Origin of the sequence: Yinghuangia sp. ASG 101 (assembly GCF_021165735.1) — a bacterium.
In the GTDB taxonomy this organism is placed as follows: Bacteria; Actinomycetota; Actinomycetes; order Streptomycetales; family Streptomycetaceae; genus Yinghuangia.
The window spans coordinates 2,653,996-2,674,001 of the sequence record NZ_CP088911.1 but is presented as its reverse complement, the minus strand read 5'-3'; the positions used below and the strand labels follow the sequence as shown (position 1 = coordinate 2,674,001).

The following is a 20,006-nucleotide window of genomic DNA, read 5'->3' as shown; positions in this document are numbered from 1 at the left end:
CGCGCCCTTTGCCGTGCCGGGCGGGATCAGCCCTGGAGGCGGGCGACCGCGCGCCCGACGCCGCCGAGCCAGGTCACCGCGATCTTGAGGGCGGGCCCGCCCGGGATGCCGGGGACGTGGTCCAGGAGCGGGGCCAGGGCCAGCAGCCCGGCGATGTTGTCGAGTTTCAGCTCGCGCTTGAGGAGCAGGGTCGGCACGGCCCGGCGTCCGGCGGAGGCGTCGAGGAGGACGGCGGGCGAGGCGGCGCGTACGGCGGGGTATCTCGGGCCCGGGCCGTTCGGTGCGGTGCCGGCCGCGGCGGGGGCGTTCTGCGGGGTGGTTTTCGGCGCGCTGCCGTGGGCCGGGGCGATGCTCCAGCCGTCCTTCGCCGCGGTGAAGGACCAGCCGCCGGACGGGACGACGAGTGCGGCACGGGCGGTCAGGCCGTGGCGGGCGGCGAGGGCGCCCGCGGTGTCGGCGAGGGCGAGCAGGCCGGCGTCGGCCAGCTCCGCGGGGGCCGGCGGCGCCCCGCACGGGACGAGGTCCGCGGCGTGCACGGCCAGCTCGTACGCGATCGCGCCGAGCTGGGTCAGCAGCGGGACCGGGCCGACCTGGGAGCCGGTCGGGGCGAGGCCGATGCCCTCGTCGGCCGCGGCGGCGTACGCGGCGTCCAGCCGGGCGCGGCCGTCGTCGAGGGCGGCCAGCAGGTCGGCGTGGGTGGCGTCGGCGTGCGCGGCGGTGAGTGCCGCGTTGGCCGCGTCGGTGTCCAGGGGCCGCTCGGCGGCCGACCGCGTGCCGCGTGCCTCGTCCACGAGGCGCGCGAGCAACGGTTCCTCGGGCCACGACGCGAGGTGGACGACGACGTCGCGGCCGGTCCAGCCGGGCAGCCGGGACGGGGCGTCGGGGTCGATCGCGACGGCGATGTCGCGGAAGGCGTCCCACGCGGCGAGGGCGCGGGAGCGCTGGTCGGCGACGGGCGTCGACGCCGCGCCGCGCGGGGGGTCGGGAAGAGCGCCGGGCGGTCGCCCCGCCGGGGACGGCTCCGGCGGTTGGTGCTGCCGTGCGGTCGTCGCCATGCCCCCCATCCTTCCCTGGGCGGTTTCGCGCCAAGCGACCGGCCCGATCGCTCGGGACCGCCGTACGGCTTCGCCGACGCCCGCCCGGCTCCGGCGGTTTTCCCGGCGCATTCCCGGCTGCTCCGGTACCACCGAGGTCCGGCGCGGGCGGCGGCGGATGACAGACTGAGGCCGGTGAAGCCCCGCCCGGGGCGCGGCACCGTCACATCGCAGTTGGTCGAAAGGACGCACCATGGCCGTCGAGATCGGCAGCAAGGCCCCCGACTTCGAGCTGAAGGACCAGCACGGGAGCGTCGTCAAGCTCTCCGACTTCCAGGGCGCCAAGAACGTCGTCCTGCTTTTCTACCCGTTCTCTTTCACCGGGGTGTGCACGGGCGAGCTGTGCGCGCTGCGCGACGAGCTGCCGACGTTCGTCAACGACGACGTCCAGCTTCTCGCGGTCTCCTGCGACTCGATGTTCACCCAAAAGGTGTTCGCGGAGAAGGAGGGGCTGGAGTACCCGGTCCTGTCCGACTTCTGGCCGCACGGCGAGGTCGCCAAGGCGTACGGCGTCTTCAACGAGGAGAAGGGCTGCGCGGTGCGCGGCACGTTCGTGATCGACAAGGAGGGCGTCGTCCGCTGGACCGTCGTCAACGGGCTGCCCGACGCGCGTGACCTGAACGACTACGTGAAGGCTCTCGGCGCGCTCTGACGAGGACGGCTCCGGGATCACGGCGGCGGCCGGAACTCGTGACTAGGATCGGATCGTTGTCCAGCCGTAACGGCAAATTCCGGAGTTCGGCCCGTGCGGGCGAGCTCCTCGATCTTATGGAGGACTCGTGGGAGTCAGCCTGAGCAAGGGCGGCAACGTCTCCCTGTCCAAGGAGGCCCCGGGCCTTTCGGCCGTCCTGGTCGGCCTGGGCTGGGATGTCCGCACGACGACCGGTCAGGACTTCGACCTCGACGCCAGCGCGATTCTGCTCAACGCCGGCGGGACGACCCTGTCGGACGGGCACTTCGTGTTCTTCAACAACCTCAAGAGCCCGGACGGCTCGGTCGAGCACACCGGTGACAACCTCACCGGTGAGGGCGAGGGCGACGACGAGGCGATCAAGGTCAACCTCGCGTCCGTTCCCGCCGATGTCGAGCGCATCGTCTTCCCCGTGTCGATCTACGACGCGGAGACCCGCCAGCAGTCGTTCGGCCAGGTCCGCAACGCGTTCATCCGCATTGTGAACCAGGCGGACAACAACGAGCTGGCCCGGTACGACCTCACCGAGGACGCGTCGACGGAGACCGCGATGGTCTTCGGCGAGCTGTACCGCAACGGCGCGGAGTGGAAGTTCCGCGCGGTCGGCCAGGGGTACGCGTCGGGTCTGCGCGGTATCGCGCAGGACTTCGGTGTGAACGTCTGACGAACCATCAGCGGTTGGGAATTCCCGGCCGTCGTCCGATGACGGACACAACACAACGGGATGCCCGTCGGCCGTGCGCCGGCGGGCGTTCTGCATCGTGGGAGGGATATCCCTTGAGCGCGGACCGTCTCTTCCGGGAGGGAGACGCGGCCGGTTATGGCTGACTAGGCTTCGGTCGGGGACTTAAGCGGACGCAGGAGGATTACATGGGGGTCACCCTCGCCAAGGGCGGCAATGTCTCGTTGACCAAGGCGGCACCCAACCTGACCGCCGTGCTGGTGGGTCTCGGTTGGGACGCCCGCGCCACCACGGGCGCGGCGTTCGACCTGGACGCCAGCGCCCTGCTGTGCGGCGCCGCGGGCAAGGTGCTGGGCGACGACTATTTCGTTTTCTACAACAACCTGAAGAGCCCTGAGGGTTCGGTGGAACACACCGGCGACAACCTCACCGGTGAAGGAGAAGGCGACGACGAGGTCCTGTTGGTGGACCTCACCCTTGTCCCGCACAACGTCGAGAAAATCGTGTTCCCGGTGTCGATCTACGACGCCGAGACGCGCGGCCAGACGTTCGGCCAGGTGCGCAACGCGTACATCCGGATCGCCAACCAGGCGGACGGAAACGAGTTGGCCCGCTACGACTTGACGGAGGATGCGTCAAGCGAGACAGCCATGATCTTTGGAGAACTTTACCGTTACCAGGGGGAGTGGAAGTTCCGCGCGGTGGGCCAAGGGTACGCTTCGGGGCTGCGGGGCATTGCCTTGGACTTCGGTGTCAGCGTGCAGTGATCGGTCCGGTCGGGGGCCGGTCGCGACGGTGACCGGCCCCTTGCCGTTTCCAAGGACGAAATCCGGCCCGCTTATCTGGCACGTCTGACTGGATGGAAAGGGACTTTCGCCCCGTGTTGCTCCGTACCTTCGGCTGGTCGTTCGCCGTGACGGTGATCGGTTTGGTCGCGGCCTTCATTTTCTGGGGGTGGGAGGGCTTCGCGGTTGTCGCGATCCTGTCCATCCTGGAAATCTCCCTGTCGTTCGACAACGCGGTTGTCAACGCCAGCGTGCTGAAGAAGATGAACGCCTTCTGGCAGAAGATCTTCCTCACCATCGGCATCCTGATCGCCGTCTTCGGCATGCGCCTGGTCTTCCCGCTGCTCATCGTCGGGATCACCGCGAAGATGGGTCCGATCGAAACCGTCGACCTCGCGATCAACAACAAGGACGAGTACGAACGTCTCGTGACCGCCGCGCACCCGGCCATCGCGGCGTTCGGCGGCATCTTCCTGTTGATGATCTTCCTCGACTTCATCTTCGAGGAGCGTGAGCACACGTGGCTCTCGTGGCTGGAGAAGCCGCTCGCGCGGCTCGGCAAGCTCGACGTCCTGTCGGTGCTGATCGCGATCGGCGCGCTGCTCGTCACGGCGACGACCGCCGGAGCCGACGCCCTGGTCGGCGACCACGAGACCGTCGACAAGACGGCGACCGTGCTGATCTCGGGGCTCTTGGGCCTGATCACCTATCTCATCGTCGGCGGGCTGTCGGACTACTTCGAGAACAAACTCGAGGACGAAGACGACGAGGACGACGACGATGACGACGAGGAGGAGAAGGCGGCGGTACCGACCGCGCAGAGCAACGGAAGCGGGAACGTCCGGCTCGTCGGCCTCGCCGGAAAAGCCGCGTTCTTCCTCTTCCTGTACCTGGAAGTCCTCGACGCGTCCTTCTCGTTCGACGGTGTCATCGGCGCGTTCGCCATCACCAACGACATCTTCGAGATGGCGCTGGGTCTCGGCATCGGCGCGATGTACGTCCGGTCGCTGACGGTGTACCTGGTCCGCAAGGGCACGCTGGACGACTACGTCTACCTGGAGCACGGCGCCCACTACGCGATCGGCGCCCTGGCGGCGATCCTGCTCGTCACGATCGGCACGCACATCAACGAGGTGATCACCGGGCTCATCGGTGTCATCCTGATCGGCGCCGCGTTCGCCTCCTCGGTGGTCCGCAACAAGAGGGTCGGCCACGAGCCGGGATCGGGCGGGCAGAATTCCGAACCGGAAGTCGAGGCCAGGGTCTGATCGCGCCTGATCAGGCGCCCGGCGGCGGGTGACCGGAGCCGTCCCGAGCGGGGCCGGTGAAACGATCCGACAAGCCGTACCGCACGCACACCTCACGGAGTCGCGTGCGGTACGGCTATTTTTGTGCGAGCACCGTCACGGAGCGCGGTGGTGGCACGGCGGGGAGGGCGCGATGCCGTTGTTCGGTCGGCAGCAGGGTCTGGTCGGCGAACCGGAGGCCGGCGGCCACAAGGTCACGCTGACCCGCAGCACGCCGGAGGTGTCGCTGACGCAACAGGGGTCGGCGACCGGCACGCTGCGCGTCAACCTGAACTGGAACCAGTCCTACGAGGAGGCACCCGGCAAGCCGCGCGGCGGACTGTTCCGCCCGATGGAGGTGCAGGCGCCGCCGCTGCCGCAGAAGATCGACCTGGACCTCGGCTGCATGTGGGAGCTTGTGGACGGCTCCAAGGGCGTCGTCCAGGCCCTGGGCAACCTCTACGGCGACTTCAACCAGGCGCCCTACATCCGGCTCGACCACGACGACCGCACGGGATCGGCGTCCGGCGAGACGATGTTCATCAACCTCGACCAAGTGCGCCTGTTCAGGCGGCTGTTGATCTTCGTCTACATCTACGACGGCACGCCCGCGTTCGACCACGCCAACGGCGTCGTCAGCCTGTTCCCCAACGCCGGCCGGCCCATCGACGTGCGCTTGGACGAGCGTTCGGCGGGCGCGCGCACGTGCGCGGTCGCACTCGTCGAGAACCGCGACGACGACCTGACGGTGCGCCGCGTCGTGCGCTACATCGACGGTTTCCAGGCGGAGTTGGACCGGGCGTTCGGCTGGGGCCTGGTCTGGGCCCGCGGCTACAAGTAGCGCGCGGGCCCGGTCGACGGCCGCCGGTCGCCGGTCGGCTATTGGAACTGCGGGCCCTGCGGCGGGGAGTTCAGCCACTGGGTCTGCGGCGCGGCCGGGGGGTGCTGCGGGCCGGGCGCGTGGCCGTGGGGGGCCGGGGCGGACTGCCCGGGCGGCGGGAACGCGGCCTGGTGCGACGGGTACGGCTGCTGCGGCTGCGCGTGGCCGCGTTGCCCGTGGCCGGGCTGTGAATGACCCGGCTGGGAATGACCGGGTTGTGAACGACCGGAGGGCTGCTGGTGGCCGGTCGCGACGACGGCGTACTGCGGGCCGCCCTGCGGCATGTGCAGGACTCCCGGCGGCGTCGGGGCGCCCGTCGTCGGGCCGGTGGCCGGGCCGGAGGCCGTCGGGGGCGGTGGCACTTGGGCGTGCTGCCCGTGCGACGGCGTCTGCGGGAAACCGGAAGCGCCCACCGGGGTGTGCGGGCCGGGCGGCGGCGGGATGGGCGCACCGCCGTACGGAGCCTGCTCCTCGGCCGCCGGGCGGCCCGTGGGGGAGGCGGGCAGCGGCGGCGGGTCGGTCGGCAGCCTCATCGGCATGAGCGCGGTCGGCGCGAGGTCGCCCGGCGGAGGTGAGCCGATCGGCGCCCCGGGGCGCGACGGGCGCTCGGCCGCGGGCCCGGACGGGGTCGGGGCCGCCGCGGCGGGGGCCACCGGGGACGCGGGCGGGCCCGCGGTCGTCGGCGCGGGGGTGGGCCACTGCGAGGACACCCCGGAGGAGGACACCCCCGAGGCGGGGGACGCGGCGGGCGCGGGTGCGGCCGGACGCGGCGTGGGCGGCGGCACCGGGGCCGCGGCGGCGGGGGCCGGGGACGCCGCCGGAGCCGGGGACGGCGCGGCCGGGGCGGGCGTGACCGGGGCGGGGGTGGCCTGCGCCCGGGACGGCGTCGGGGCCGCCGGCGGCGGTGCGTCGTCCTCGTCGTCGACGTTGATGCCGTAATCCGTGGCCAGGCCCGCCAGGCCCGAGTCGTACCCCTGGCCGACCGCGCGGAACTTCCACTGGTCGTTGCGCAGGTAGATCTCGCCGAACACGAACGCGGTCTCGGTCGTCGCGCCCGTCACCGGGAAGTTGAGCAGCTCGCCCCCGCCGACCGCGTCGAAGACGCGCAGGATCAGCCCCGGCACCGCGCCGACCCGGCCGCCGTCGGCCGACCCGGCCACCACGACCTTCGCGATGCCGCGCTCCAACGCGCCCACGTCCACCCGGAAGGCGTCGGAGCACCCCGACGGCGCCACCACCTTGTCGCCGTGCACGACGGCGCCGGACGGGTGTCTCGGCTGGTTGTAGAACACGAAGTCGGCGTCGCTGCGCACCCGGTCGTCGGCGCCGAGCAGGAGCGCGGAGCAGTCGATGTCCGGGACTCCCGGACCGGTCCGCCACTCCAGGACGACCCGGACCGAATCCGCGCCGAGGACCGTGTTGGCGCCCTTGGTCATCACCTGCGTCATGGGCACATCCTGCCCCTTCCGGTGCCCGGCGCTCAATGCGGGAGCGGCCGGATCCGCGCCGTCCGTACCGGAACTTTCCGCGATCCCGCCGATCGGGACGGTTCCGATATGCGAGCCTGAGAGGTGAGTATCCGGAAAGCGCGGCTCCGCGGCGGCCTCGTCGCTCACGAGTTTTCGGCCGTCACCGTGTGTGGCCGAATGTCGCGGATACCCTCGGTGGCATGGTGTTTCGTCGTCCCGGCGACCGAGAAGCGAGGGGACGGCCCGTGCGTGACACGGCTGTGACAAGCCCGTGAACGTCTGGGACATGCGTCCGGACGGATCTTCTGCCATTTTGCTTTTCGGTTACCGTATGTGTGCCTGCCGGGTCTACCCGGTTGGGCGCGACCGCGCCTTGGGGCGCGAAACAGGTCCCAGTTACCGCAGGGCAAAGCGCGCGGGGGACGCGCCCGGACCGGGAAAACTCGACAGCAAGGGGGAACGAGATGCGCCACTTCGCATTCCTGGACGACCAGGAGTTGCGGCACCTGTTCCACCGTCCGCCCCAGGATTTCAGCCGGGATTCCGAGGCATCCGTGCTCGCGGCGGCCCTCGGCGCGACCCTCTACAGCCCGGCCACCCGCCCCACCCTCGCGACCGACATCGCCAAGCAGGCGGCGCGCGGGGTGACGTCCATGGTGTTGTGCCTCGAAGACTCGATCGACGACCGCGACGTCGAGCGGGGCGAGCGCAACCTGATCGGTCAGCTGGCCGAACACGCCGCGTCGGGTGCCGACGGGCCGCTGCTGTTCGTGCGGGTGCGCACGCCGGAGCAGATCACCGACCTGACCGAACGCCTCGGCCCGGCGCTCTCGGTGCTGACCGGGTTCGTCATGCCCAAGTTCGAGCCGGACATCGGTGCGCGCTACCTCAAGGCCCTCGCCGAGGCGCGATCCGTCGGCGGACACCGGCTCCTCGCGATGCCGGTGCTGGAATCGCCGGCGATCGCGTACCTCGAGTACCGGCGCCGCATGCTGATCGAACTGTCCGCGCTCATCGCGGCGCACCGCGAGCAGATCCTCGCGGTGCGGATCGGCGCCACGGACTTCTCGTCGGCGTACGCGCTGCGCCGCTCGCGCGATCTGACCGCGTACGACGTGCACTTGGTCGCGGACCTGATCGCGGACATCGTCAACGTCTTCGGCCGCGCGGACGGCACCGGGTTCGTGATCTCCGGCCCGGTGTGGGAGTACTTCCCCGCGGGCGAACGGCTGTTCAAGCCGCAGTTGCGCCGGTCGCCGTTCGCGGAGTCGGAGGACCCGGACGTCGCGGTCGAGCTGCGCTCGCGGCTGATCTCGGCCGATCTCGACGGGCTGATACGGGAGTTGGAGCTGGACAAGGCCAACGGGCTGCTCGGCAAGACGGCGATCCACCCCACCCACGTCGCGGTCATCCACGCGATGTCGGTCGTGACGCACGAGGAGTTCAGCGACGCCTCGGACATCCTCGCCGAGAGCGCGGCGGGCGGCGGCGTGCTGCGGTCCGCGTACACGAACAAGATGAACGAGGTGAAGCCGCACCGGGCGTGGGCGCAGGCCGTGATGCGGCGCGCGGGCGCGTTCGGGGTCGCGGCGGAGGACGTGAGCTTCGTCGAACTGCTCGCGGCCTCCGCGTCGGGCGGCGGGGCGTCGGCGAAGGCGGACGGGGACCGGGCCGCGAGGCTGGCCCGGGCGGTCGCGGCGGCACGCCGCGACGATCAGGGCGGCGATACGGTCGGCGGCCCCGCACGGCACGCCGGACGCGCGCCCCGGGCCGAGTCGGTCGCCGCCGAAACATCACGGACGGATATGGCATCGGGTGAACAAGAACAACACCGTGACGGGTAGTCAGATCAGCGGAGTGCCGCGCACCGCCGAGTGGGCGGGCGCCTGGGTCGCCCGGCGGCTCGGGCTACGGCTCCGTGCGTCGGAGGACGGCATAGGCCCCGACATATCGACCGACGTCACGGCACGCCGCGGACCGTACGGCGCCCCCGCGGAGCCGGCCGCATCGGGAGCCCGGGGGGCGTACGCCCTCGGCACGCCGCGCACGGAAGCGGAGCACGACACCGAGGCGCTGCACGGCCTCGTCGGGCTCGCCCTGCGCCGCAACCCGCGCCGCGCTCACCTGCTGGTCTCCACCGTGCTCGGCAAGCACGTGCCGCAGCTCCCGCGCGTCGTGCACGGCGCGGGGCTGGAGCTGGGGCGCCGGGTCGGCGAGGCGCTGGGCGACCCGGCGGCGGCGCCGCTGGTGATCGGCTACGCCGAGACGGCGACCGGGCTGGGCCACTGCGTCGCGGAGGCGCTGTCCGGGGCGACGTACCTGCACTCCACCCGGCGGCCGGTCGCCGGGGTCGCGCCCGTCGGCGGCTTCGAGGAGGAGCACTCGCACGCGACGTCGCACCTGCTGCTGCCCGCCGATCCGGACCTGCTCGCGGGCGGCGGCCCGCTCGTCCTCGTCGACGACGAACTGTCCACCGGCCGCACGGTCCTCAACACGATCGAGGCGATCCACCGGGCCGCGCCGCGCGCCCGGTACGTGGTCGCGGCCCTGATCGACGTACGCACGCCCGCCGACCGGCTCGACATGGTCTCGTTCGCGGCCCGCCTGGGCGTCCGCGTCGACGTCGTCGCCCTGGCCTCCGGGACCGTCACGCTGCCCCCCGACGCCCTGGCGCGCGGCGCGGCCCTGGTCGCCGCCGAGGAGGCCCGGCAGCGGACGCCGCGGCGCGCCGAGCCGGAGTACGGTCCGGCGCCGGTGGTCAGGCTTGTCCTCGACTGGCCCGCGGACCTCCCCGACGGCGGCCGGCACGGGTTCACCCCCGCGCACCGGGCCGAGCTGGAGAAGGCGCTGCCGGTGCTCGGCGAACAACTCGCCACCCAGATCGTCGGCGCGCGCCGGGTGCTGGTCCTCGGCTGCGAGGAGCTGATGTACGTCCCGCTGCGCCTCGCCCTCGCCCTCGCCGACGCGACCGCCGCTCCCGCGTTCGCCCAGGTGCGCCCCGAGGTGCGCTTCTCGACCACGACGCGGTCGCCGGTGCTCGCCGTCGACGACCCCGGGTACGCGATCCGCACGCGGCTGGTGTTCCCGGCCCACGACGACCCCGCCGACGGGCCGGGCGACCGCTTCGCGTACAACGTGGACCCAGGCGGCGATCCCGCACGGCGTTTCGAGGCGATCGTCGCGGCCGTGGACTCGGCGGCCGACACCGCCGCGCTGCACGCGCCCGGCGGACTGCTCGACGAACTCGCCCGGGTGACCGACCGGGTCGTGCTGGTCGTGCTGCCGAGCCGGGTGCCGCCGCCGTCGGCGACGCCGTCCGTACCCGAGACCGAGGTGGTCCGATGACCGTCCGTGACGTCCGTGGCTCCCACGACACGCGCGACACCGGAAAGCTGCCCGAGCCGCTGGTCGGCCCGGAGTTCTCCTCCTACCGCGCCGACGAGGTCGCGTGGCTGCTCAAGGACCTGTCCGACGTCGAGCTCGAGGCGCCGCTCGAAGAACGCGAGGAGGCCATCCAGCACGGCGGCGCCCACTACGCGGAGTCGCTGCCGATCGAGTACCAGCCGTCGCCGGAGTACCAGGCGCTCTTCCACACCGCGCTGGAGCAGTCCGCGGCGCGCCTCGCGCACGCGGTCGGCGTGGTCACCGAGATCGTGCTCGCCGAGCGCGGGCGCGACGCCGTCCTGGTGTCGCTGGCCCGCGCCGGCACGCCCGTCGGAATCCTGATGCGCCGCTGGGCGCGCTACGCGCACGGCCTGGACGTGCCGCACTACTCCGTCTCGATCGTGCGGGCGCGCGGCATCGACGCGGTCGCGCTGCGCCGGCTGGCCCGGGAGTACGACCCGTCCCGCGTGATGTTCGTCGACGGCTGGACCGGCAAGGGCGCGATCACCCGCGAACTGACCGCCGCGCTCGACGAGTTGGCCGAGACGACCGGGCTGCGGTTCTCCGACGAGCTGGCGGTGCTGGCGGACCCGGGGTCGTGCGTCACGACGTACGGCACCCGCGACGACTTCCTGATCCCGTCCGCGTGCCTCAACTCGACCGTCTCGGGCCTGGTCTCGCGGACGGTGCTGCGCCCCGGTCTGATCGGGCCGGACGACTTCCACGGCGCCAAGTTCTACCGCGAACTCGCGGACGCGGACGTCTCGAACGTCTTCCTCGACGCCGTCAGCGCGCGCTTCCCCGAGGTGGCCGACGCCGTGTCGCGCGAGTGGCCGGTGCTCGCCGCGTCCGACCGGCGGCCCACGTGGGCGGGATGGCGTGCGGTCGAGCGGATCGGCGAGGCGTACGACATCGGCGACGTCAACCTGATCAAACCCGGCGTGGGCGAGACCACGCGGGTGCTGCTGCGCCGCGTGCCGTGGATGATCCTCGCGCGCCGCGGTGTCGGCACGGAGCTGGACCACGTCCGCATGCTCGCGGACCAGCGCGGGGTGGAGGTCGTCGAGGTGGACGAACTGCCGTACTCGTGCGTCGGGTTGGTCAAGCCCGGATTCCGCCGGAGCGAACAGGGAGCCACGTGACGAACGACCGGCGGCAGGGCGCCACGGCGCACCCGGACGCGGGCCCGGTGGTCGCCGCGTGCGACCTCGACCGCACGCTCATCTACTCGCGGGACGCCGCGCGCCTCGGCCTGGGCCCGGGGGAGGAGCCTCCCGCGCTGGAGTGCGTCGAGGTCTACGACGGCGCGCCGATCTCGTTCCTGACGGGCGCGTCGGCGGCACGGATCGCCACCCTCGCGGAACGCGCGCTGCTGGTGCCGACCACGACGCGCACCCGCGAGCAGTACGGGCGCATCGCGCTGCCGGGCCCGGTGCCCGCGTACGCGATCTGCGCCAACGGCGGCCACATCCTCGTCGGCGGACGGACCGACGAGGACTGGTACGCGGGGGTGCGCAAGCGCCTCGCCGAGGATTCGGCGCCGCTCGCGGAGGTCGTCGCGCACCTGGAGGCGGTGAGCGACCCGCGGTGGACGCACAAGCTGCGCGTCGCGGAGGACTTGTTCGCCTATCTGGTGCTGGAGCGCGCCCTCGTCCCCGCCGGGCTGGTCGAGGAGCTGACCGGCTGGGCGGCGGAGCGCGGCTTCGGGGTCTCGCTGCAGGGCCGCAAGCTGTACTTCGTGCCGGTGGCGCTCACGAAGGGTGCCGCGGTCGACGAGGTGCGGCGCCGGACCGGGGCCCGGACGGTGCTCGCGGCCGGGGATTCGCTGCTCGACATCGAACTGCTGCTCGCGGCCGATGCCGGAATCCGGCCCGGGCACGGGGAACTGGCCGATACGGAGTGGACCGCGCCGCACGTGGTCGCGACGCGGTCGGCGGGAGTGCGTGCGGGGGAGGAGATCCTGGAGTGGCTGCTCGACCGGGTCGGCGGGTGACGCGGGCCTCGGCGGGGGCGGGGTCGGGGGCGGTCGGCGCGGGGCCGGTCGGCTGACCGAGGCACGCGGGCGACCGGAGGAGGGTCCCGGCCGCCCGCGGTGCCGCCCGGGTCAGACGTCGGCGCCGCGCACCGTGAGCAGTTCGGCGCTCGCGTGCACCGCGTGGCCCTCGATGTCGAACGTGAGCTGGAAACCGTCCCGTGCGGCGCGCACGCGCGTGAGGGCGACCTCGACGAACCGGTCGAGGGCGTACACCAGTTCGTGGATCGCTTCGCCGGTGTCGGACAGGCACAGCACGGTGCCGTCGCTGAGGACGACCGTGTCGCCGCCGAGCCCGCGCGGCGCGGGGTGCGCGTCGGTCACCCGCAGGGGCGCGCGGCCGAGCGAGCCCAGCCAGCGCACGGCCTGCTCGTGCAGGAGATCGCGTTCCTCCTCGTAGGCCGTGTGCAGCATGCGGCGTACGTCGTGCAGGTCGGACGCGTTCAGGGGGATGTCGGGAGCCGGATCGGCCTTGGGCGTGCGGCGCAGCGCGGCGACACAGGGGGCGACGGCGAGTGCCACGAAGGCGAGCATCGGCATGAAGTTCACGGGCATGGCCTGTTCCCGGAGTGTCGCGGTCGCTCCGCGTCGGCGGACGCGGTGCGGCCCGTGGGGCGGTCACGCGGCGCAGGGGTGGGCCCCTGGGCAGGGCTCCGGAGAGAAAGGCGCCCTGATCTACCGCAGTCCTGACGACTTTAAACGTCCGAACGGGTGACGAGGTGAAGGCTTGTGGCGCGGGCGGCCCGCATCGTCGCGCAGAGTGGTCGAATCCGCACGCTGGGCAGAAGGATCTGGGGTGTTTGTCCTTATTTGCCGAGTCGTGGGGTGTGGCAAATATCACTTTCGGTGCCGCGTGGCGGATCCGGCTCGTCGGCCGCCGGTTTCGGCGTCAGGCGCCGCTCGCCCGGTCGTCGCGGATCTGCTGCACGATGCGGCCGATCTCCGACCGGATCGCGCGCGTTTCCGACAGGAAACGCCACCAATCGGGATGCGGGGTGTCGGCGTCCGTGCCGACGGCCTCCAGCCGGAAGACGAGAGCGTCCAGGCGCCGCGCGTATTTGTCCTCCGCCGTGGCGCGGTCGCCGACCGCGAGCCGCTGCGCGTCGCGGAGTGCGAAGCGCGTTCGCTCGATCTCCGCGCCGGGGTCGCGGGCGACCTCGTCGAGGTCGCGCAGCCGGTCGTGCACCGCGGCCATCGCGTCGTCGGCGTTGCCCAGCGTGGCGCGCGCGGTCGCGAGGCGGCTGACCGCGTCCGCCCATGCGCGGGCGGTGATCGCGGTCGCGGCCTCGTCGAGGCGGGCCTCCGCGACCTCCACGGAGCGCGCCACCAGCGCCCCCGCCCCCTCCAGATCCGTCCAGCACGCGGCGCTGTAGCCCTGCCGCAGCCGGCTGAGCGCCGGCTCCAGGTTCTCGGCCCGGGACGCGACCGCCTGCGCGCGCGTACGCAGCGACGAGAGCCGCCGGGTCACGTCGTCGCGCAGCCGGGGCAGCCGCTCGGCCTCGTCGTACAGCGCCTGGGCGGTCTCGGTGACGCGCGCCGCGAGGGCGAGTGTGCCCGCGACGCCGTGCGCCGCCGCGCCCTTCTCCAACTCGGCCAGCTCGGCGTGCAGTTCGGCGGTCTTGCGCTCGTACGACGCGGGGGCGACGCGTTCGCGCACCGCGGTGCGCGCCGCCTCGTCCGCCGCGCGCACGGTCTGCCGCGCCTGCTCGGTTTTCGGCACCAGTTGCGCGAGGGCGGCGTCCGCGCGCGCGATCATCGGGCCGATCGACCCGGCGAACCGTTCGAGTTCCGCGCCGACCGCGTCGAGCCGCCGTGCCACGGCGTCCAGCTCGCGCCGTGCCGCCTCGTAGGCGCCGGTCTCCAGGTCCTCCGCGTCCAGTGGGTGCCGGTCCATCGCGGCGATGTACGCGGCACTGGCCTCGTCCACCGCATCGCTCAGCGCCCCGAACCGCCGCAGGGCGTCGTCACCGGCCGCCGACGGCTCGACGGCACGCACCGTCTCCAACGAGATCCGCAGGTCGCGCTGGGCGGAATCCAGCCGCAGGAACGCCTCGCCCGCGGCCTCCCGCGCGGTCGCCGCGGCGGCCCGTGCGGCCTCCTTGCGCCGCCGCCACGGCCGCGTCTCCCCACCCGCGAACGCCTGCGGCACCACCACCGACACCACCACCGCCCCCGACCACAGCACAGCCACCCCAGAACCGATCCGGTGCCGTACCGCCCCGAGTGCCACTCCAGCTCCCGTCGCCGCCCGCAGACTTCACCCCCATCTTCCCAGGTCCCACCCCACCCCGCGGCCCCCGCCCGCACCCCCCAAACACGTGCGCACACGCCCACTCCGATTCGGTACGCTGTCCGCCACGGGCGCATAGCTCAGTTGGTTAGAGCACTGCTCTTACAAAGCAGGGGTCGACAGTTCGAGTCTGTCTGTGCCCACCCGCGACGAAGCCCCGAAGCGATCTTGCTTCGGGGCTTCTGACATCTGTTTTCGACATCAACGGGGTCGGTCAGCGGCGACGGCCGAGCATCCGGTCAAGGGCGCGCCCGCGAGCGGGCGCGCCACCGCCCGGCCGGCCGGGGCCCCGCCGCGCGTGCGGCGTGGCCGCCGGTCACGGCGGTTCCCCACCGACCGGGCGGAAGTCGTTCGCAGTCAGCGGGCTTGACCACCGGGAGAACGGCAACGACCGTCGACGCTTGTTTAGCCTGATTCGTGAGGTCGCAGCGGTGCTGCGAGGCACCCGGGGGCGCCGCCCAACTTTTGGCCGCGACCGGGACGCACTCGTTCCGGAGTGGTGGCGTAACCACTCACTGCCCGTTGTAAGTCTGCGTCCCATGGCACTTGCTTCGGTGGTGGCTCAAGGCCGACCTACCTGCGTCGACGGAGCGGCGGCCAGGGCTCGTTCCATAGCAAAACAACGAGGTACAGGGTTCGGAGCGCCAGGACGAAAAGCACCACAAAGAACAGGTTGGGGTCCTCGTCATTGTCCGTGAGGACTATGCATACCCCACAAGCGACGAGCAAAGCGATGTATATCAGTATCTTGCGAAGTAGCCGTGCCGCCTCGGAGGGGGGCGCAGGAGGGGACGGAGGAGAAGGCGTTTCCGGGGGCACGATCGCTCCTTGGTCGGGACGTCCCCATTGTGACCTGCGGGTTGGTTCTCATATGGGTGTGTTAGCCATATTGCGCAGGCTCCCAGGCCCTTCCAGCATCGCGAACCTGACGCGAAACAACACCAGCCAAACAACCCAGAACCTGCGTTCCGCCGCAAGTCGGTGCCCTGGAGCGACGGGAGATGTCAATGTGCCTCCGGAGCTGTTGCGCCCCTCCGGGAACCCGGGGGCGTGCAGGCATGCCCGACCGAGGAGGAACTACCGTTCAAGCCCCGCGCTTTGCTTCCAACAGAGTAGGAGCGGTCGGCTGGTAGGGGCACGAAGCCCGCCAGCAGGTGACATCACCGTTTGACACCAACGGGCGTGGTCCAGCGCGGATGTGGGCGAATAGTGATCCGTCGGGGTAGCTGCATGCGAGCGAAGTAACAGGCCGCAGTCGGGGGATCGGTGCGAACTTACAAAGCAGGGGTCGACAGTTCGAGTCTGTCTGTGCCCACCTGTGACGAAGCCCCGAAGCGATCTTGCTTCGGGGTTTTGTTGTGCGTGGTGGGGGCGTAACTGGTGGCAACTGGTTGCCTTGGTGGGGGGTGGTGGGTGGGATGGCGGGCGGGTGGGGTTTCGGGGTGAGGGAAGGGGTGCCTGTGGGCGTCGTGCTGCCGTATGAGGACGCGTCGTTGTCGGCGGAGGCCCGGCTGGCGGATCTGATGCCGCGGTTGGGGGTCGGGGACAAGGTCGGGCTGCTGTATCACGCGCATACGGGGATCGTGGATCCGGAGTCGCGGGACGAATACGGGCGCGGTCCGGTGGCGTCGTTGATCCGGGACGGGCGGATCACCGCGTTCCTGGTGCAGGGGCGGGCGGTGGCCGGGATGTGGCGCGGCTGCACAACGCGCGGCAGCGGATCGCGGCCGAGCATCCCCTGCGGATCCCGTGTCGCTGTCCACCGATCCCCGGCACTCGATGTCGGACAACCCGCTGTCCGCGAACCGGTCGGGGGAGTTCTCCCATGGGCCGGAGCCGCTGGGGCTCGCGGCGATCGGTTCGGACGAGGTGGTGGAGGAGTTCGCGGATGTCGCCCGCCGCGAGTATCTGGCCTCGGGGATCCGGGTCGCGCTGCACCCGCGGTTGGATCTGTCGACCGAGCCGCGGTGGGCGCGCATTATTCAGACCTTTGGTGAGGACGCCAGGCTGACGGGGCGGTTGGGCGCGGCGTACGTCCGGGGGTTCCAGGGCCGTGCGCTGGGGCCGGACTCGGCGGCGACGATGGTCAAGCACTTCCCGGGCGGCGGTCCGCAGAAGGACGGTCTGGCCCCGCACTGCGCCGACGGCCGCGAACAGGTGGATCCGGGCGGGCAGTTCGAGCACCATCTGACGCCGTTCGTCGAGGTGTTGGAGGCGGGCGCGGCGCAGGTGATGCCGTACTACGGGATGCCGGTGGGCGCCGAATACGAAGAGGTGGGCTTCGCGTTCAACAAGGGTGTCGTGACCGGGCTGCTGCGCGAACGCCTGGGTTTCGACGGCATCGTGTGCACCGATTTCGGTGTCGTGACCGGGCCTGTACACCCGGCGTGACCGCGTCGAACCGGTCCACCCGGACCCCGGGGCCGCGACCGCCGGATGACCGGAGCAAAGCAGGTCGGGCCGGGGCACCGCGGCGGTACGCCCGCCCCCGGGACCGCGACGCGGGCGTCAGGTGCCGCCGTGGCCGCTGAGGTAGATGGCGAGCCAGATGCCGCCGCCGATGAGGTGGGTGCCGAAGAAGAACACGATCATCCAGCGGATGATGCCGCGCTCCATCTCCTTCTGGGACTCCCCGCGGCGCACGGGCGGGAGCGGCGGGCGCGGCTGCTCCGGCGAGGGGTGGTCGGTCACGAGGGCTCCCCGGCGCGCGGATGTGTGCCGCTTGGCGCGGCCTGGTCCAGTGTCGCGCGCACGATCGGCGCCGGAGGGACCGGGGGGTGTCCGTCGGACGCGGTGGCGGGAGTCGCGTATGCCATCGGTGGGCCTCTCGGCGGGGTTGCGGGTGGGCGGCTCGGGGGCGTCACGCGCCCCCGCGGCGTCGGGGATCCGGGACGGCGGACGCCGCGGTGAGCCGGTGCCCGGTGGTGGCCTGCGGGCGCAGCCGCAGCAGCGTGTCGTGGGGGCCGTGCGCCCAGCCGGGCAGGCTGCGGCGGTAGTGCGCCTCGACGTGCGGGTCGGCGACCGGTTCGCCCGGGCCGAGTGCGGTGACCGACCAGCCGTGCGCGGTCGTCGGGTCGATGGCGTCGGCGTGGTACGCCAGGACCGCCGGGCGCCCGGCGTCGGTGACGAGCGCGGTGGGCGGTATCGCGGCACGGACCACCAGCGTCCCGTGCTCCAGGATGTGCCGGGCGGGCCGGATCGCGGGCAGGCCGCGCAGCGTGAACACCAGGCGGCCGAGGGCGGAGCCGTCCAGCAGCCAGAGCGCCTCGGCGCCGGAGACCTCGACGAGGCGCGGTGCGGCGGGGTCGTGGGCGGCGGTCATCGGATGTGCTCCCGTCGGGCGGCTTCGGCGGAACCGCGTCCCGCGGATTCCCGGGCGGCCTCGGTCGTGGCGGTGGTCGCGGTCGTGGCCGTGTCGTCCGGTCCGTCGGTCCCGGACGGCCTGTCGGTGGGGGAGCCCTCGGCCGCGGGAGGCAGGACGCCCACCCGGTGCAGGTGCCCGCGCGCCGCGGCGATCGCCTCGGGTGTGCCGGCGAACACGCGGCCCTCGGCCCGGAGTTGGTCGATGACCCCGACCGCGTCCAGGGTGCGGTCGTGGCCGGGCCTGATGCCGGACACGTAGACCGTGATGCCGCGGTGTTCGAGGCGCTCGACGGCGTCCCCCAGGACGAGCGCGCCCGAGGCGTCGATCGTGCTGACGCGGGACATGCGCAGAATGACCGCCTGGACGTCGGCGACGTCCGACAACTCCAGCAGGAAGCGGTGTGCGGCGGCGAAGAACAGCGGGCCGTCGATGCGGTACGCCACGATGTGCTCGGCCAGCAGCGCGTGTTCCTCCGCGTTGTGGTCCTCGGGCAGGTCCTCGTGCAGCGGTACGTTCTCCAGCCGCGCGTTCCTCGCGACCGCGCGCAGCGCCAGTGCCCCGGCGACCAACAGCCCGAGGATGACCGCCTTGACCAGGTCGAGGGCCAGGGTGGCGGCGGCGGTCGACACCAGGATCACGGCGTCCGCGCGGGTGGCGCGGGCCATCGCGCGCACCGAGCCGACCTCGACCATGCGGATCGCGGTGGCCAGCAGGACCCCGGCGAGCGCGGCCAGCGGGATCTTCGCGACCAGCGGGGCCGCGGCGAACACCACCGCGGCCAGGACCACCGCGTGGGTGATCGCGGCGAGGCGCGAGCCGGCGCCGCTGCGCACGTTGACGGCCGTCCGGGCGATCGCCGCGGTGGCCGGTACGCCGCCGAACAGCGGGGTGGCCAGGTTGGCGACGCCCTGGCCGAACAACTCCCGGTCCGGGTCGTGTTTCTGATTGACCGTCATGCCGTCCGCCACGGTCGCCGAGAGCAGCGACTCCAGGGCCGCCAGCGCCGCGACGGCGATCGCGGGGGCGAGTAGCGACGACAGCGCCGACGCGTCGAGGAACCCGAGGTCGGGCGCCGGGAGCCCGGCGGGCAGTTCGCCGATCCGGGCCACGTCCAGGTGCGCCGCCTGGGCGAACGCGGTCGCGCCGGCCACCGCGAGCAGCGAGAACGGCACCGTGGGCCGCAGCCGCGTGCCGGCGAGCATGACGAAGGCCACCGACGCGGCCACCGCCGCGGCGGCGCCGTGCGGCGCGTCGGCGAAGTCCCGTACGGCACGCCACGCCACGACCGCGGTGTTGTCGCCGTCCGGGACGGGCACGCCGAGCGCGGCCGGGACCTGTTGCAGCGCGATGATCCCGGCGATGCCGAGCGTGAAGCCCTCCACGACGGGGGCCGGGATGTAGGCCATGTACCGGCCCGCGCGCAGCAGCGCGAGTCCGATCAGCAGCAGACCGGCGAGGAAGCCGACGGTCAGGACGCCGTTCGCGCCGTACTTGTGGACGATCGGCACCAGGACGACGGTCATCGCCCCCGTCGGCCCGGAGACCTGGAGGTTCGATCCGCCGAACACCGCCGCCAGCACGCCCGCGACCACCGCGGTCACCAGGCCGGCCTCGGCGCCGAGCCCCGAGGAGATCCCGAAGCCGAGCGCGAGCGGGAGCGCGACGATGGCCACCGTGCAGCCGGCGAGCAGGTCGCGGGACGGCTGCCGGCGCATCGCCGCGACGTCGGCGCGTACGGGCAACAGCGAGCGCACCCGGTGCGGGGCCGGGCGAAGCGGGGTGCTCACGACGCGGCGGCCTCCGGCTCACACGGTTCGTGCGACCGCGTCGCGTCGGTGTTCTCGTCGGCGTGTGGCTGCGCGGGGGTCAACCGGCCTGCTCCGTTCCTCTGCGGCCGTCCGCGGGCCCGTTGTGACCGCGCCGCCGGCGTTCGTCCTCGTCCGAGCGCGCGCCGCCGTGGGCCCGGCCCGGGTGCCGCCCGCGTGCCCGACGAGCGCGGTCGGCCGCACGCGACCGAGGCCGGACGACCCTCACGGCCCATCGGGCGGC

General features: G+C 72.5%; 14 protein-coding genes, 1 tRNA gene and 2 pseudogenes. 10 read left to right on the top strand and 7 right to left on the bottom strand.

Going from position 1 to position 20,006, the window contains the following annotated elements:
• Positions 1-26: 26 nt before the first annotated feature.
• A complete protein-coding gene (locus tag LO772_RS11035; protein ID WP_231778228.1) occupies positions 27-1,055 on the bottom strand; it encodes a maleylpyruvate isomerase family mycothiol-dependent enzyme in 1,029 nt (342 codons plus the stop codon).
• Between the two features lie 232 nt (positions 1,056-1,287).
• Between LO772_RS11035 and LO772_RS11030 the strand changes: the two genes are divergently transcribed.
• The 5 genes from LO772_RS11030 to LO772_RS11010 all read left to right on the top strand — a co-directional run bounded on the left by LO772_RS11030 (position 1,288) and on the right by LO772_RS11010 (position 5,379).
• On the top strand, positions 1,288-1,746 hold the full coding sequence (locus LO772_RS11030; RefSeq protein ID WP_231778227.1) for a peroxiredoxin: 459 nt from the start codon (positions 1,288-1,290) through the stop codon (positions 1,744-1,746).
• Between the two features lie 127 nt (positions 1,747-1,873).
• Positions 1,874-2,449 (top strand): TerD family protein, encoded by a 576-nt coding sequence (locus tag LO772_RS11025; protein ID WP_231778226.1) that lies wholly within the window; start codon positions 1,874-1,876, stop codon positions 2,447-2,449.
• Between the two features lie 206 nt (positions 2,450-2,655).
• Positions 2,656-3,234 carry a TerD family protein gene (locus LO772_RS11020; RefSeq protein WP_231778225.1) on the top strand — a complete coding sequence of 193 codons (579 nt, stop codon included), beginning with the start codon at positions 2,656-2,658 and terminating at the stop codon, positions 3,232-3,234.
• A 113-nt stretch (positions 3,235-3,347) separates the two neighbouring features.
• Positions 3,348-4,520 carry a DUF475 domain-containing protein gene (locus LO772_RS11015; RefSeq protein WP_231778224.1) on the top strand — a complete coding sequence of 391 codons (1,173 nt, stop codon included), beginning with the start codon at positions 3,348-3,350 and terminating at the stop codon, positions 4,518-4,520.
• Between the two features lie 172 nt (positions 4,521-4,692).
• Entirely contained in the window at positions 4,693-5,379 is a 687-nt protein-coding gene (locus LO772_RS11010; protein WP_231778223.1) for a Tellurium resistance, read from the top strand.
• A gap of 38 nt (positions 5,380-5,417) precedes the next feature.
• On the opposite strand, the gene LO772_RS35770 is transcribed toward LO772_RS11010, so the two are convergent.
• Entirely contained in the window at positions 5,418-6,866 is a 1,449-nt protein-coding gene (locus LO772_RS35770; RefSeq protein WP_269453185.1) for a TerD family protein, read from the bottom strand.
• A 485-nt stretch (positions 6,867-7,351) separates the two neighbouring features.
• Between LO772_RS35770 and LO772_RS11000 the strand changes: the two are divergent.
• From LO772_RS11000 to LO772_RS10990, 3 genes and pseudogenes are all read left to right on the top strand, one after another.
• A pseudogene (locus LO772_RS11000) lies at positions 7,352-8,524 on the top strand (HpcH/HpaI aldolase/citrate lyase family protein); the annotation flags it as partial.
• Positions 8,525-8,834: 310 nt separating this feature from the next.
• Positions 8,835-11,413, top strand: a pseudogene (locus LO772_RS10995) (phosphoribosyltransferase).
• The gene (locus LO772_RS10990; protein ID WP_231778222.1) at positions 11,410-12,264 is read left to right on the top strand and encodes an HAD family hydrolase; all 855 of its coding nucleotides are present in this window, start codon (positions 11,410-11,412) and stop codon (positions 12,262-12,264) included. Before LO772_RS10995 ends, LO772_RS10990 begins: the two are co-directional and overlap by 4 nt.
• Before the next feature lie 111 nt (positions 12,265-12,375).
• Here the strand turns inward: LO772_RS10990 and LO772_RS10985 are convergent, their stop codons facing one another.
• Entirely contained in the window at positions 12,376-12,858 is a 483-nt protein-coding gene (locus LO772_RS10985; protein ID WP_231778221.1) for a hypothetical protein, read from the bottom strand.
• A 334-nt stretch (positions 12,859-13,192) separates the two neighbouring features.
• Positions 13,193-14,494, bottom strand: coding sequence for a hypothetical protein (locus LO772_RS10980; protein WP_231778220.1), 1,302 nt, complete (start codon positions 14,492-14,494; stop codon positions 13,193-13,195).
• Between the two features lie 168 nt (positions 14,495-14,662).
• Between LO772_RS10980 and LO772_RS10975 the strand changes: the two genes are divergently transcribed.
• A tRNA-Val gene (locus LO772_RS10975) sits at positions 14,663-14,736 on the top strand.
• A 1,606-nt stretch (positions 14,737-16,342) separates the two neighbouring features.
• Positions 16,343-16,984, top strand: a complete 642-nt coding sequence (locus tag LO772_RS10970; RefSeq protein WP_231778219.1) for a glycoside hydrolase family 3 N-terminal domain-containing protein — start codon at positions 16,343-16,345, stop codon at positions 16,982-16,984.
• 117 nt (positions 16,985-17,101) lie between these two features.
• On the opposite strand, the gene LO772_RS10965 is transcribed toward LO772_RS10970, so the two are convergent.
• The 3 genes from LO772_RS10965 to LO772_RS10955 form a co-directional block, all read right to left on the bottom strand.
• Positions 17,102-17,284, bottom strand: coding sequence for a hypothetical protein (locus LO772_RS10965; protein ID WP_231778218.1), 183 nt, complete (start codon positions 17,282-17,284; stop codon positions 17,102-17,104).
• 169 nt (positions 17,285-17,453) lie between these two features.
• A complete protein-coding gene (locus tag LO772_RS10960; RefSeq protein WP_231778217.1) occupies positions 17,454-17,915 on the bottom strand; it encodes a pyridoxamine 5'-phosphate oxidase family protein in 462 nt (153 codons plus the stop codon).
• Positions 17,912-19,672 (bottom strand): SulP family inorganic anion transporter, encoded by a 1,761-nt coding sequence (locus tag LO772_RS10955; RefSeq protein WP_231779494.1) that lies wholly within the window; start codon positions 19,670-19,672, stop codon positions 17,912-17,914. Before LO772_RS10955 ends, LO772_RS10960 begins: the two co-directional genes overlap by 4 nt.
• Positions 19,673-20,006 lie beyond the last annotated feature (334 nt).

What these genes read in the sequence shown, in the direction of transcription:
- LO772_RS11035 (WP_231778228.1), bottom strand. Translation starts at nt 1,055, where the DNA reads ATGGCGACGACCGCACGGCAGCACCAACCGCCGGAGCCGTCCCCGGCG.
- LO772_RS11030 (WP_231778227.1), top strand. Translation starts at nt 1,288, where the DNA reads ATGGCCGTCGAGATCGGCAGCAAGGCCCCCGACTTCGAGCTGAAGGAC.
- LO772_RS11020 (WP_231778225.1), top strand. Translation starts at nt 2,656, where the DNA reads ATGGGGGTCACCCTCGCCAAGGGCGGCAATGTCTCGTTGACCAAGGCG.
- LO772_RS11010 (WP_231778223.1), top strand. Translation starts at nt 4,693, where the DNA reads ATGCCGTTGTTCGGTCGGCAGCAGGGTCTGGTCGGCGAACCGGAGGCC.
- LO772_RS35770 (WP_269453185.1), bottom strand. Translation starts at nt 6,866, where the DNA reads ATGACGCAGGTGATGACCAAGGGCGCCAACACGGTCCTCGGCGCGGAT.
- LO772_RS10985 (WP_231778221.1), bottom strand. Translation starts at nt 12,858, where the DNA reads ATGCCCGTGAACTTCATGCCGATGCTCGCCTTCGTGGCACTCGCCGTC.
- LO772_RS10960 (WP_231778217.1), bottom strand. Translation starts at nt 17,915, where the DNA reads ATGACCGCCGCCCACGACCCCGCCGCACCGCGCCTCGTCGAGGTCTCC.
- LO772_RS10955 (WP_231779494.1), bottom strand. Translation starts at nt 19,672, where the DNA reads ATGCGCCGGCAGCCGTCCCGCGACCTGCTCGCCGGCTGCACGGTGGCC.